This is a genomic window from Bacillus sp. SIMBA_026, from assembly GCF_046535335.1.
Classification (GTDB): domain Bacteria; phylum Bacillota; class Bacilli; order Bacillales; family Bacillaceae; genus Bacillus; species Bacillus velezensis.
This window is the reverse complement of the sequence record NZ_JAWRWX010000002.1, coordinates 1-12,620: the sequence shown is the minus strand read 5'-3', so window position 1 is coordinate 12,620 and position 12,620 is coordinate 1. Positions and strand designations below refer to the sequence as shown.

The 12,620-nt window shown below is 45.3% G+C and carries 13 protein-coding genes and 1 riboswitch; of the genes, 7 read left to right on the top strand and 6 right to left on the bottom strand.

All coding sequences use genetic code 11. The annotated features are described in order from the left end of the window. Positions 1–46: 46 nt before the first annotated feature. Positions 47–688 (bottom strand): cupin domain-containing protein, encoded by a 642-nt coding sequence (locus SB847_RS10640; RefSeq protein WP_038464235.1) that lies wholly within the window; start codon positions 686–688, stop codon positions 47–49. Positions 689–906: 218 nt separating this feature from the next. On the opposite strand from SB847_RS10640, the gene hmpA reads away from it, so the two are divergent. Further along, positions 907–2,082 carry an NO-inducible flavohemoprotein gene (gene hmpA, locus SB847_RS10635; protein ID WP_410577698.1) on the top strand — a complete coding sequence of 392 codons (1,176 nt, stop codon included), beginning with the start codon at positions 907–909 and terminating at the stop codon, positions 2,080–2,082. 141 nt (positions 2,083–2,223) lie between these two features. Beyond that, positions 2,224–3,069 (top strand): glucosaminidase domain-containing protein, encoded by an 846-nt coding sequence (locus SB847_RS10630; RefSeq protein ID WP_007613332.1) that lies wholly within the window; start codon positions 2,224–2,226, stop codon positions 3,067–3,069. 33 nt (positions 3,070–3,102) lie between these two features. Here the strand turns inward: SB847_RS10630 and ktrA are convergent, their stop codons facing one another. The 3 genes from ktrA to gbsR form a co-directional block, all read right to left on the bottom strand. Beyond that, on the bottom strand, positions 3,103–3,771 hold the full coding sequence (gene ktrA / locus SB847_RS10625; protein ID WP_007613331.1) for a potassium uptake protein KtrA: 669 nt from the start codon (positions 3,769–3,771) through the stop codon (positions 3,103–3,105). A gap of 163 nt (positions 3,772–3,934) precedes the next feature. Continuing rightward, positions 3,935–4,474, bottom strand: coding sequence for a biofilm surface layer hydrophobin BslA (bslA, locus tag SB847_RS10620; RefSeq protein WP_015240450.1), 540 nt, complete (start codon positions 4,472–4,474; stop codon positions 3,935–3,937). A 157-nt stretch (positions 4,475–4,631) separates the two neighbouring features. Continuing rightward, positions 4,632–5,186 carry a transcriptional regulator GbsR gene (gbsR, locus tag SB847_RS10615; RefSeq protein ID WP_410577696.1) on the bottom strand — a complete coding sequence of 185 codons (555 nt, stop codon included), beginning with the start codon at positions 5,184–5,186 and terminating at the stop codon, positions 4,632–4,634. Positions 5,187–5,386: 200 nt separating this feature from the next. Between gbsR and betB the strand changes: the two genes are divergently transcribed. The 3 genes from betB (at position 5,387) to SB847_RS10600 (ending at position 8,738) form a co-directional block, all read left to right on the top strand. Continuing rightward, positions 5,387–6,859, top strand: a complete 1,473-nt coding sequence (gene betB / locus SB847_RS10610; protein WP_410577694.1) for a betaine-aldehyde dehydrogenase — start codon at positions 5,387–5,389, stop codon at positions 6,857–6,859. Positions 6,860–6,876: 17 nt separating this feature from the next. Continuing rightward, entirely contained in the window at positions 6,877–8,085 is a 1,209-nt protein-coding gene (gbsB, locus tag SB847_RS10605) for a choline dehydrogenase (RefSeq protein WP_406528844.1), read from the top strand. Between the two features lie 71 nt (positions 8,086–8,156). Further along, complete coding sequence (locus SB847_RS10600; protein ID WP_003152182.1) at positions 8,157–8,738, top strand: MOSC domain-containing protein; 582 nt, start codon at positions 8,157–8,159, stop codon at positions 8,736–8,738. A gap of 1 nt (position 8,739) precedes the next feature. On the opposite strand, the gene SB847_RS10595 is transcribed toward SB847_RS10600, so the two are convergent. Next, positions 8,740–9,228 carry a DinB family protein gene (locus SB847_RS10595; protein WP_032876875.1) on the bottom strand — a complete coding sequence of 163 codons (489 nt, stop codon included), beginning with the start codon at positions 9,226–9,228 and terminating at the stop codon, positions 8,740–8,742. Positions 9,229–9,373: 145 nt separating this feature from the next. Here SB847_RS10595 and SB847_RS10590 point away from each other — a divergent pair, with 145 nt between their 5' ends. Together SB847_RS10590 and floT are read left to right on the top strand one after the other, a co-directional pair. After that, positions 9,374–9,904, top strand: coding sequence for an NfeD family protein (locus SB847_RS10590; RefSeq protein ID WP_032876878.1), 531 nt, complete (start codon positions 9,374–9,376; stop codon positions 9,902–9,904). 19 nt (positions 9,905–9,923) lie between these two features. Then, the gene (floT, locus tag SB847_RS10585; protein WP_410563201.1) at positions 9,924–11,453 is read left to right on the top strand and encodes a flotillin lipid rafts scaffold protein FloT; all 1,530 of its coding nucleotides are present in this window, start codon (positions 9,924–9,926) and stop codon (positions 11,451–11,453) included. A 30-nt stretch (positions 11,454–11,483) separates the two neighbouring features. Here the strand turns inward: floT and thiT are convergent, their stop codons facing one another. Beyond that, positions 11,484–12,065, bottom strand: a complete 582-nt coding sequence (thiT, locus tag SB847_RS10580; protein ID WP_007410163.1) for an energy-coupled thiamine transporter ThiT — start codon at positions 12,063–12,065, stop codon at positions 11,484–11,486. A gap of 100 nt (positions 12,066–12,165) precedes the next feature. Further along, positions 12,166–12,266: riboswitch (TPP riboswitch) on the bottom strand. Between the last annotated feature and the right edge of the window lie 354 nt (positions 12,267–12,620).

Sequence of the window (12,620 nt, the reverse complement as noted above, 5' to 3'; positions counted from 1 at the left end):
ATGAGGGGCTCTTTCTGTCGAGCTGAATGCCGCTCTGGCTCTTCGTTTAATATCCCCAATATAACGGTGTATCATAATGCCGATACGGATCATTCGGATAATGCGTATTTGGCTGATAAGGCTTATTCATATCATGAATACCCGTGTTTTCAGTCTGTCCGCAGTATTTATCGGGACCTATCACAGTTGATTGCCGGATCGGTGAAACGGCTTTTTCCCACTCATGCTCATTCAGACAGTACGTATGCGCCATGATCTCAGGCGGCGTCAGACGGAGAATATCCGAGCCGTATATCACTTCAGGCGAAGGGGCGTCAAATATGGCCAAAAGGTGGGTTTTGTCTGAAGTGGCAACTTCATAATGCCACCACCCTTGCGGAACATTCGCCACTTGTCCTGAAGAGATCGGATAATTCCGTATTTTCTGGGTGAACGGATTCAGCATCGACACCACCGCGGAACCCGAAATACAGTACACCAATTCAGCGGCGTTTTGATGGGTATGCGGTTCAATCACATTTGTATTGCTCAGAAAGATATCTAATAATGAAATATTTTCAAGCGTGTTTAACTGTTTAATCCCCAATACATTGATAAAGTTCCGAGCATCTTTCGTAAAAAAACGGCTCTCATTCACATTATAAGTGAACTGTGTATTCGGAGACGTGTAATCGATATCGGAAACCATGCACTCCCCCGCTTTCATCTTTAAACGTATATTCCCAAATATATGTGTCCCTGTTTCACCGGGTGATAAAAAAAGGAGGTGAAATCCATAAATTCCAAATCCAATACAATATTGTGACGACTTTTTTAAAGATTCATTTTCAATATATCTTTTATTCGAAATATCTCTTACTATAAAGATATATTGAAAATACATCTTTAGAAGGGTTGAGGATTAACATGCTGGATGAGAGAACAATAGACATCATCAAAAGCACAGTACCCGTATTGAAAACACATGGAGAAAACATCACCGGACGCTTTTATAACCTGATGTTTCAAGATCATCCCGAACTGTTAAATATGTTTAACCAAACGAACCAAAAGAAACAGACTCAGCGCGCAGCATTGGCAAATGCAGTCATTGCGGCTGCGGCGAATATTGATCAATTAGAACAAATCATTCCGGCGGTCAGACAGATCGGCCATAAACACACAAGCATCGGTGTAAAACCGGAACATTATCCGATTGTCGGAAAGTATCTGCTTCTGGCAATTAAGGATGTGCTGCAGGATGCCGCAACTCCTGAGATTATGCAGGCATGGGAAAAAGCTTACGGTGTTATCGCGGAGGCTTTCATCGGCATTGAAAAAGACATGTACAATGAAGCCGGATGGCAGGGGTATAAAGAATTTACGGTTATACAGAAAACGAAAGAAAGCAAAGATATCACATCATTTTATATCAAACCGAGTGACGGCTCTTCGCTTCCTGGATTTGAAGCGGGACAATATATCAGCATTAAAGTGCGGATTGCGGATTCTCCTTATACGCACATTCGCCAATACAGCCTGTCTGATGCTTCTCAAAAAGGGGCATATCGGATTTCCGTGAAAAAGGACGGAGCGGTTTCTTCTCATCTCCACAATGAAGTTCAAGAGGGAGATAAACTTGAAGTCAGCGCACCCGCCGGGGATTTCAAGCTGTCTTCTGCCGAAAAACCGGTTGTTCTTATCAGTGCCGGTTCCGGAATCACGCCGATGATGAGTATGCTGAAAACAGCCGCCGAAAAACAGCCGGAGCGTTCCGTTACTTTTATTCATGCCGCGAAAAACGGAGAGTACGCCGCGTTCCGCAAAGAGGCTGAACAAGCTGCGGAGAATCATCCGAATATTAACGTCATTTACGTATACAGTGAACCGGCAGAACAAGACCGCTCAGGAGACAAGCCTTTTTACAGCGGCCGGATTGATCAAACCTTCCTGGAGCAGCTTCATCTGAATCAAAATGCTGAATTTTACTTGTGCGGATCAGCGCAGTTTATGACGCAAATGAAAGACATGATTCTTGCACTCGGGTTTGACTCTGATTCCGTTCAATATGAATTGTTTGGCCCTCAGCTGAGCATGGCATAACAAAAAAGACTCCTCAAAGAGGAGTCTTTTTTATTTGCGCAATGTGTTCTTTCTCCGTCTTTTTCCCTATTTTATTGAAATTTTCATCAATGACCAGTAAAATTATAAATCTAGTGATTCCGGAATTAAAGGAAGGTTGATATGAAAAAGAAAGCAAAGACCAAAAGGGTGCTTGGGTGCCTTTTTGCTGTATCTCTTATATTCGGATTATTTCTGGTATCAATGGTGTTTTCGAAATTCATAGTGACGGAAGAAAAACCGCCTGAAGAGGTGGACGAGCAGCAGGTCTTTATTGACAGCCTTTCCGGGCATGCTCAAATTTTATATGAGAAATATCATGTCCTTCCGAGCATCACCCTCGCACAGGCCATTCTCGAATCGGACTGGGGGAACAGTGAGCTTGCGGGGAAAGCGCGCAATCTGTTCGGTGTAAAAGGTGATTATAAAGGAAAACACGTCACGATGAAAACGGATGAATTTGAAAAAGGAAAACGAAAAACGATTCGGGCAAAATTCCGTAAATACAGCACGTTTTTTGAATCAATGGATGATCATGCCAAATTATTTGTCAACGGAACGTCTTGGAATAAAAAGAAGTACAAGCCCGTCATTGAAGCGGACAATTATAAAACTGCGGCGGCTGCCCTTCAAAAATCCGGCTACGCCACAGACCCCGGCTATGCTGAAAAAATTAAAGATGTCATAGAAACCTATAACCTGAATGAATATGACAAAATCAATGCCTCTCTTAAAGCAGTTGATATGAAAGGCGCCATCAAAGACCACGCCATTGAAGACGTGTGGTCCAAGCCGTCAAAAGAGCGGCATTCTATTAAACTGGCATCGGCGCAAAAGTTTACCGGCGAGCATATTAAAGTCGTATCTGAAAAGCAAAACGGAGAATCCGTCTGGTACCAAATCCAAGTGAAAGATGAGCTGATCGGCTGGGTTGACCAAACAGCCGTCCAGTTAAGTGAAGAAACATAAGCATCAAAAAAAGCCGGCAGCCCGCCGGCTTTTTTACATTCCTTCAGTTTCAAACCTTTTAATATCACGTTTATGCCCCATCAGCACAAGACAGTCACATTCATGAATGACAGTCTCCGGAGAAGGGGACAGCTGAATGTCTCCATTATGTTTCAAGGCGAGAATGGTGCAGCCGAATCTGGCCCGGACGCCGAGATCAAGAATGGATTTTAAATGCAGCTTTTTCGTGGCTGAAAGCTCCACAATGCTGTATTCATCTGACAAATCAATGTAATTTAAGACATTTTCATCTGAAAGGCTTTGTGCAATCCGCACGCCCATATCTTTTTCGGGATGGATAATACGATCAGCACCGATCTTTTCAAGCACTTTGTGATGATAATAGTTTTGCGCTTTCACCCAGATATTAGGGATGTTCAGCTCCTTCAATAACAGCGTCGTCAGCGTGCTTGCCTGAATGTTGGCGCCGATTGCTACGATGACATATTCAAAATTTCTGATGCCGAGCGACTGAAGCTCGCTTTCTTCCGTTGAATTTGCCCGCACAGCATGCGTGGCATAAGAGGAGTATGCGTTGACCCGCTCTTCGCTGATATCGACCGCAAGCACCTCATGCCCCATTTTAAAAAGCTCTTTACAGATGCTTCCGCCGAAACGGCCGAGTCCGATGACGGCAAATTGTTTATTTTTGATTTTTCCCAATCCTCATAACTCCTTAAGAAACTGTTTTCGTCACTCCAAATACAACAAACAAGAATGTACTCCTGTTTCAAGGGTTTGTCAATGCGAGGGTCGGAAGAAAGAAAACAGCACAAAAAAAGACCGGCTGACAAGCGATGGGCCTGTGCCGGTCTTTTTTTCGCAATTATTTGCAGTTGCAAGGCTGTGTCGGCGGTGTGCTGCGTTTTTGAACAACAATTGTGTCCTCAGCATAGAATTTAGAGCCGATGCTTAATGATTTATTTTCTGCACGGAACTTATATGTACCTGCAGCAGGCAACGTTTTATTATTAAGAGAAAGCTTAAATTCCGCTGCGCCGAGCAAATCAATGTTTAACGGAAGTCTGACTGTTTTGCCGTTATTCAGAATCTGTCTTTCGCGTAAAGCGTGTCCGTTGACTGTATCTTTTGTAGTAGCCGCAAATCCGCTAGGAAGGGTAAATTCCATAACGCCTAAGCTCAGGATCGTGTTCGGACGGTACGTCAATTCGATATCAGAAAATGACCATTCCTGCTGGCTGGCACCTGTATATTTTGCAAATAAGGTAGCAGTCGCTTTCGTGGACATTTCCGGCTCGTGAACGGTTGAGCCTGACTCAGCGGCGAATGACGCTGTCGGCAGAGAAAGAAGCAAAACCAGGCCGAATAAACTTGCCATGACAGTTGAGAAAAATTTCTGTTTCATTTTAAATCCCCCTAAAAAAAATTTGCTGATTGTTCTTAAAAAAGAACGACCATACCTATAAAAATTTACCATCAATTTTAATGGAAGTAAATGGGGTTATGTTCCTATATTTTCTCAAAAATAATCAAATCACGACAAAAAAACGCCTGATTTTGATTCAGGTGTTTTTTTCGTCCGTTTCTATCGGAATAAATTTAAAAATCTCCCCGCTCTGAACCGAGTCGGCGAGCCGCTTCAGCCAATGATAATAAGCTTTCGAGCTTTCAAGCTGATCATGTAACTGCCGCGCTTCTTCCTGTAATTCCGCGTTGCCTTCCTCGGCCAGCAAAACGGACTGCAAATCCGTCTGGGCCTGTTCAATGGCGGACAAATTCACCTGAACTTCACGATCCCATTTCGGCGGGAAGAAATTCGTGAAAAACGTAAAGAAATCTTTTTCCGCTACAAACGTATGCTTCCGTGTGCCGCGGTGAAAGGTTTTTTTGACAACATTTAAATCCTGCAGCTTTTTGACGCCTGTGCTCATACTCGGTTTGCTCATCTGCAGTTCCTCACGCATTTCGTCAAGCGTCATTTCATCCCTCATATACATTGTTCCGTATAAAATCCCGACACTCCGTGTGATTCCGTAAAGATCCATCGTCTCTGCAATGGAATCAATGACAAGATCCCTGGCTTGTTCTATAGCTGCGAATTCTGGATTCTCATCCATACTGTCCCTCTTTTCCTCTTGAAGTTTAAATTTGTTAAGTCATTTCTTTATGTTCTTAATCTTAACGAATCATGACGAAATGTCAAAATCTAAACGGACTGACCGGGTTTTGACAGGCAAAAAAACATGTGTTAAATTAATATTGTTAAAAACATTAAATTTTTATTTAACAAACTTACTTTTCGGTAAGGAGGACTTTTATGAGCAAAACGCTTTATATCGGCGGCGAATGGATCAGTGCAGAAAAAAAACAGACCCGCCGTATCATTAATCCATTTAATCAAGAAGAAATTGCAACGGTATGCGAAGGAGACCGGGACGATGCGGTGAAAGCCATCGCCGCAGCTAGAAAAGCATTTGATGAAGGGGAGTGGCCGGTGCTTTCCGGGCTCGAGCGCGGACAATTTGTTCTGAAAATTGCGGAATTAATCAGACGCGATCTGAACGAATTAGCTGAGCTGGAATCGCTCGATACAGGAAAAACGATTGAAGAAAGTAAAGCCGATATGGATGATATCGCAAATGTATTTCAATATTATGCCGGTTTGGCGGATAAAGACGGAGGCGAGGTTATTTCATCTCCGATTCCCGATTCCGTAAGTAAAATCGTCAGAGAGCCCATTGGTGTATGCGGACAAATTACGCCGTGGAACTATCCGCTCCTTCAGGCGAGCTGGAAAATCGCTCCCGCTCTTGCGGCCGGAAACACGATCGTTTTAAAGCCGAGCGAGATTACTCCGCTGACAACCATTAAAGTCTTTCAATTAATAGAAGAAGCCGGTATTCCGAAAGGGGTCGCCAATCTCGTGCTGGGGCCGGGCGCCTCTGTCGGCGATGAGCTGGCGAGAAACTTCGACGTCGATTTGGTCTCTTTTACGGGCGGAATTGAAACAGGCAAAAAAATCATGCAGGCGGCAAGCGGCAATGTGAAAAAGATTGCCCTGGAGCTTGGCGGCAAAAATCCGAATATCGTATTTCAAGATGCAGATCTCGAAACAGCTGCAGATCAAGCGCTGAACGCCGTGTTTTTCCATGCCGGCCAAGTTTGTTCGGCGGGGTCCCGTCTTTTGGTGGACGAAGCCATTCATGATGAATTTTTAGCCGAGCTGATCAAGCGCACGAAACGCATCAAATTAGGAAACGGTTTTCATGAAGATACGGAAAGCGGTCCGCTGATTTCCGCCGAGCATCGGGCCAAAGTCGAAAAATACGTAGAAATCGGTATCGAAGAAGGGGCAAAACTGGAAACAGGCGGCAAACGTCCTGATGATCCCGCCCTTCAAAATGGTTTCTTCTATGAACCTACTATTTTCTCAAACTGCAAGTCTGATATGCGGATAGTCCAAGAGGAGATCTTCGGCCCCGTTTTAACAGTTGAATCATTTTCTTCTGAAGAAGAAGTGATCAGACTTGCCAACGATACCATTTACGGGCTGGCCGGAGCGGTATGGTCAAAGGATATTGAAAAATGCGAACGCGTAGCCGCCAAACTGCGGATGGGAACGGTATGGATCAATGATTTCCACCCGTATTTCGCGCAAGCGCCATGGGGCGGGTACAAACAATCGGGCTTCGGCCGCGAACTCGGCAAAATCGGTCTGGAAGAATACACGGAGATCAAACATATTTACCGCAACACGAAACCTGCGGCTGTGAACTGGTTTCAAGCATAACGAGGAGGAGATACAATATGACATTAAATATGAAAGTAGAAAGCATGCATAAATTCCATACATTCGAAATCCCGACAGTCATTAAACACGGAATCGGTGCGATTCAGCACGCGGGAAGTGAAGTCAGAGCGCTTGGCGTCACAAAAGCGCTGCTCGTAACAGACCCGGGAATTTATAATGCGGGAGTGGCAAACCCGGTCATTGAATCTTTACAGGAAGCGGGCATCGAAGTCGTCCTGTTTAACAAAGTGGAGCCGAACCCGCCTGTACGTCTTGTAAACGAAGGATCAGAACTGTATAAAAAAGAAAACTGCAACGGCCTTGTGGCTGTCGGCGGCGGAAGCTCCATGGATACAGCGAAAGCGATCGGAGTAGAAGCGACACACGAAGGAAGCGTGCTTGATTATGAAGCCGCGGAAGGCAAAAAGCCGCTGGAAAACCGTATTCCTCCGCTGACAACGATCCCGACGACTGCGGGAACAGGTTCAGAGGTCACACAATGGGCGGTCATTACAGATGAAAAAAGAGAATTTAAATTCAATACGGGCGGACCGCTTATCGCCGCGCATTTAACGGTCATTGACCCTGAGCTGCACACGTCCATGCCTCCGCATGTGACGGCTATGACAGGTATTGACGCACTTGCGCACGCCATCGAGTGCTATACGATGAAATTCGCGCAGCCGATCACTGATGCCGTCGCTTTAATGGCCATTGAATATGCGGCGCATTATATTAAGCGCGCGTTTGCGGACGGAGAGGATTTGGAAGCAAGATACGGCATGGCGCAGGCGGCGATGCTTGCCGGCCTTTCATACGGCAGTGAATCAGCAGGCGCGGCGCATGCGATGAGCCAGACGCTCGGCGGTATCATCCCTGTCGCTCACGGACAATGCGTCGCAGCTATGATGGGGCCGGTAATGGAATACAACTGGAAAGGCTATCCGGAAAAATTCGCCCGCATCGCCAAAGCATTCGGAATCGATACAAGCAACATGACAACCGAAGAAGCGGCAAAAGCGTCCGTCAACTGGATGTATGATCTTGTAAAAGATTTAGAGGTGCCGAGTTTAGAAGAACAAGGTGTGTCTCCGGACATGATTGAACGTTTATCAAAAGAAGCCATGAAAGATCCGCAAACATTCGGAAACCCAAGAGATTTGAATGAGAAAGCATACAACTGGATTTACAAACGCTGCTTTGACTTAACGCCGAAAACGGTATAATAAATGAACCCCGCTCCTTTACAGAGCGGGGTTTTTTAAGGATAATGTCAAGAAAAAGGCGGTGGTGGCTGATGTGGAAACGCATAACAGCAAAGACGGAAGGCGTATATATAGCGGATACCGAACAATTTGTTACCAAAAAGATGGACAAGCTTCGTGCGGAATACGGCGGGTTCCCCGGTGACCTGCATTTCGGACTGACAAAAAAGGCCGGCGCGCGTGAGCCGATGTATGAAAGAGGAACAGAAATTTTTAACCGGAGACAAATTTCAATCGTGTCCATGGAGGAATGTGATGACATTGCGGAGAAAATGGGGATTTCTCATATCTTTCCCGAATGGCTCGGCGCTAATATCGCAATCAGCGGTTTTTCTGCACTGACGCCGCTTAAAGAAGGAAGCAGAATGATATTTCCAAGCGGTGCGTCTCTGTTGTGCGAGGGAGAAAATGATCCATGCATTCAGCCGGGAGAAGTCATTCAATCCTTTTATCCGGATCAGCCAAAACTCGCCGCGGCGTTTGTGAGGCACGCGATGGGCAGAAGGGGAATTGTCTGTATTGTTGAACGCCCGGGTGACATATGCACGGGCGATGCGGTCACCATCCATTCTTATGAACCGAAACGCGCCAAGAAAAAAATCGAGAAGGTCTGACTCAGACCTTCTCGATTTTTTGTTTGATTTCTTTTATTTGATTAATGTGACGCTTTTCATGATGGCCGATAAAATCAATCCACTGGCGGATCGTCAGTTCTTGAAAAACAGGATGCGGAAGCACACGTTCTAAGTCTTCCTCGTTTAATGATGAAATGACGGCGGTCAGCTGCTGTCTTGCCGTATCTAATTCCTGTTTTGCTTCAATGACTGATATTCGGTTTTGCTCAGGTTCGAGGTGTGACGGAGCCGGCCGTTTATTTGTTCTGTCCTCTATAAACTCCATCGGTTGTTCTTCTATTTCTTTTAACGGTGCGTCTTTTGCCTGCTTTGATAAAAGGGTCTGCGCTGTTTCGTCAATTTTCTTTAAATGGTCAAGGACTTCCCGCACGCTCCACTCATCAGCCGCGGGCTTTCGGTTGAATTCCTCATCAGAGAGTCCTTTCAGTTCTTCCCAGGTCTGCTGTCTTGCTTCATTAAAAATGCTCATCCTATCTCCTCCTTTAGAGTAAACATATCATATCCGGATTGGATAATCATGTAATCAGCCTTCCTTGTCAGAAAATTGAAACCATTTACCTTCACATCCGTATATAAAGTAACACTCCACACCTCAGCCGAAAGGAGGATAGAAGATGGACATATTTCATCTGCCGCTTGAAACGGTCTATCTTTACACATTGATTATTTCGGGAAGTCTCACGCTTTTGATTCTGTTTTTTCAAGATGTGTTTCACGGCCTCTCGGAAGCCATTCCTGTTTCATTTTTAAACCCTGCATTGATTCTGTCTTTTTTAACAATCTTTTCAGCCTCAGGTTATATCGGCGAAATCGCCGCTCCGCTATCAAGTCCTGTCATTGCGTTGCTTTCATTTGTTCTTTCGGTTCTTTTGGTCAGCCTGCTTCACTTCTTCGTCCTTGTCCCGCTCTCATCAGCGGAAGAATCGCTCGCATATCGGGAGACAGATTTAAAGGGCAGAGTCGGCAGGGTCATTACTTCCGTCCCGAAAGACGGCTATGGGGAAGTGATCATAGAGGGAATAGGGGGCGCCATTTCTAAATCAGCCGTCAGCTTTGATCAAGAACAGATCAAGTACGGAACGGCCGTATTAGTGATTGATGTAAAAGACGGAGTGCTTTTTGTGACGCCGCATGAACCAATCTGATATCTAAGGGGGAACTGTTATGACTATGCCGATTATTATCGTTATCGGAATCGTATTCTTTTTACTCATCGCACTTATTGCTGTATTTATTACGAAGTACCGGACGGCGGGGCCGGACGAAGCCCTTATCGTGACCGGAAGTTATTTGGGAAATAAGAACGTCCACATTGATGAAGGCGGAAATCGTCTGAAAATCGTCCGGGGCGGGGGAACGTTCGTGCTCCCGGTATTCCAGCAGGCAGAACCTCTCAGTTTACTGTCAAGCAAACTTGATGTCTCTACACCTGAAGTCTATACAGAACAAGGCGTGCCGGTAATGGCCGACGGAACCGCCATTATTAAAATCGGAGGCTCCATCGGTGAAATCGCAACAGCAGCTGAACAATTTTTGGGGAAATCTAAGGAAGACCGTGAGCAGGAGGCGCGGGAGGTGCTGGAAGGTCATCTGCGCTCCATCCTCGGCTCCATGACCGTTGAAGAGATTTATAAAAACAGGGAAAAGTTTTCTCAGGAAGTCCAGCGGGTCGCGTCTCAGGATCTTGCTAAAATGGGGCTGATGATCGTATCTTTTACGATTAAAGACGTCCGCGATAAAAACGGCTATCTTGAATCATTAGGTAAGCCGAGAATCGCCCAAGTCAAGCGGGATGCGGACATTGCCACGGCAGAAGCGGATAAAGAGACGAGGATTAAACGCGCGGCCGCTGATAAAGACGCAAAAAAATCAGAGCTGGAGCGGGCGACGGAAATAGCTGAAGCGGAAAAAATCAATCAGCTGAAAATGGCGGAATACAGAAGAGAGCAGGATACAGCAAAAGCCAATGCCGACCAGGCATATGATCTGGAAACAGCAAAAGCCCGCCAGCAGGTGACAGAGCAGGAAATGCAAATTAAAATTATTGAGCGGCAAAAGCAGATTGAATTGGAAGAAAAAGAAATTCTGCGCCGTGAGCGCCAATATGACTCTGAAGTGAAGAAAAAAGCCGATGCTGACCGTTACTCGGTGGAACAAGCGGCCGCAGCCGCAAAAGCGAAGCAGCTCGCAGAAGCGGATGCCGAGCAGTACAGTATCGAAGCGATGGCCAAGGCGGAAGCGGAACGCGTGAGAATTGACGGTCTTGCTAAAGCGGAGGCTGAAAAGGCGAGAGGAGAAACCGATGCGGAAGTCATCCGCCTGAAAGGACTCGCAGAAGCGGAAGCTAAAGAAAAAATCGCCGAAGCATTCGAAAAATACGGGCAGGCTGCAATCCTTGATATGATTGTGAAAATGCTGCCTGAATATGCGAAGCAAGTCTCAGCGCCTCTTTCCAACATTGATAAAATAACCGTCGTTGATACGGGAGGAAGCGGTGAAAACGGCGGGGCCAATAAAGTCACAGGCTACGCAACCAATTTAATGGCCGGTCTTCAGGAAAGCTTAAAAGCATCTTCCGGAATCAATGTAAAAGAGCTTATTGAGAATTTTTCAGGCAAAGGAAACATAAAACAAAGTATAAATGAACTTACAAAAGAACTGAGTGATTCAAACGAACGGCACAGCCCGGAATAAAAAAACAGCAGGCGTAAACCGCCTGCTGTTTCAGTTCGTCCGCTTAGCTTCAAGAAGCCGCGGCGCAGTCATGAATAATAAGATAAGGACAATGGCCGAAAGGATAAAAGAAGGAATCATATAAGTCGCGTTATAGACGGACGAATAAATCCAGACCGGCGTGCCTTTCGGAGCATAGCTTCCGAAAAAGACAGCTCCGGAGACCACATGTGCCGCATAGCGCAGCACACTGCCGATGAAAACACCGCCTATAACATACATCGTTAAAGCGCCTCTTTTTTTATTCAATGCCGATTCCCGTACACCGGAAGCAAACAAGCCGCTGAAACCGAGGACTGCAAATGCCGCGATGTAATCAAGAAATAGCTGCACCGGGTGCTGCAAAAACAAATTGCCGATGGCGATCTGGACAATCCCTGTTAAAAAGCCTGTCGTAAGCCCGGCCTTCACTCCCCAGCGGAATGAAATCAAAAAAATCGGAATCATCATAATAGAGACCGAACCGCCTTGGGGCATCCGGAGAAACATGCCTGAGACAATGTCCAGAATGACGGCCGCCCCGGTCATAATCGCTATTTCAATTAAGCGCACAAGCTGTGTTGAATGATTCATAGTTTTCCCCCTGGTCAGACAACCGTATCAAGGATAAACAAAAAAGCAGCGCGGGGAAGGATGGGAAAAGGTCCGCGCGCTGCTTACATAAACTGCAAATCATTTGGCTTTGCCACATCCCTACGCCAGCGTTAACTAACAGGTTCAAAGGGTCAGAACAAAACGTTCACTCTCAGCTTTAATGCTCCCCTTGTGGTCATCAAGTATTTAGTTCAATCTTACTATACAAGAAAATATGCCAAACCACAAGCCAGCTTGTCTTTCTATAGAAGAGAAACTGAAATAAGTATGAAAGAAAATAATCAATGATTTTTTTGAAAAAACTATTGTCATATTTTCAAAAGGGTGTTATATTATTAAACGTCGCTGATGAACAGCAGACAACAACGAAAAGCTTCGGAAACAACTTGAAAAAAGTTGTTGACATAAAAGAAGCTGAGTGGTAAGATAATAAAGCTGCTTCAACAAGCGGTAATGATCTTTGAAAACTAAACAAGACAAAACGTACCTGTTAATTCAAAGTTTTAAATAAATCGCACAGCGATGTGCGTAGTC

What these genes read in the sequence shown, in the direction of transcription:
- thiT (WP_007410163.1), bottom strand. Translation starts at nt 12,065, where the DNA reads ATGAATCATTCAACACAGCTTGTGCGCTTAATTGAAATAGCGATTATG.
- bslA (WP_015240450.1), bottom strand. Translation starts at nt 4,474, where the DNA reads ATGAAACAGAAATTTTTCTCAACTGTCATGGCAAGTTTATTCGGCCTG.
- SB847_RS10600 (WP_003152182.1), top strand. Translation starts at nt 8,157, where the DNA reads ATGTGGAAACGCATAACAGCAAAGACGGAAGGCGTATATATAGCGGAT.
- floT (WP_410563201.1), top strand. Translation starts at nt 9,924, where the DNA reads ATGACTATGCCGATTATTATCGTTATCGGAATCGTATTCTTTTTACTC.
- betB (WP_410577694.1), top strand. Translation starts at nt 5,387, where the DNA reads ATGAGCAAAACGCTTTATATCGGCGGCGAATGGATCAGTGCAGAAAAA.
- SB847_RS10595 (WP_032876875.1), bottom strand. Translation starts at nt 9,228, where the DNA reads ATGAGCATTTTTAATGAAGCAAGACAGCAGACCTGGGAAGAACTGAAA.
- hmpA (WP_410577698.1), top strand. Translation starts at nt 907, where the DNA reads ATGCTGGATGAGAGAACAATAGACATCATCAAAAGCACAGTACCCGTA.
- SB847_RS10640 (WP_038464235.1), bottom strand. Translation starts at nt 688, where the DNA reads ATGGTTTCCGATATCGATTACACGTCTCCGAATACACAGTTCACTTAT.
- gbsB (WP_406528844.1), top strand. Translation starts at nt 6,877, where the DNA reads ATGACATTAAATATGAAAGTAGAAAGCATGCATAAATTCCATACATTC.
- SB847_RS10630 (WP_007613332.1), top strand. Translation starts at nt 2,224, where the DNA reads ATGAAAAAGAAAGCAAAGACCAAAAGGGTGCTTGGGTGCCTTTTTGCT.
- SB847_RS10590 (WP_032876878.1), top strand. Translation starts at nt 9,374, where the DNA reads ATGGACATATTTCATCTGCCGCTTGAAACGGTCTATCTTTACACATTG.
- gbsR (WP_410577696.1), bottom strand. Translation starts at nt 5,186, where the DNA reads ATGGATGAGAATCCAGAATTCGCAGCTATAGAACAAGCCAGGGATCTT.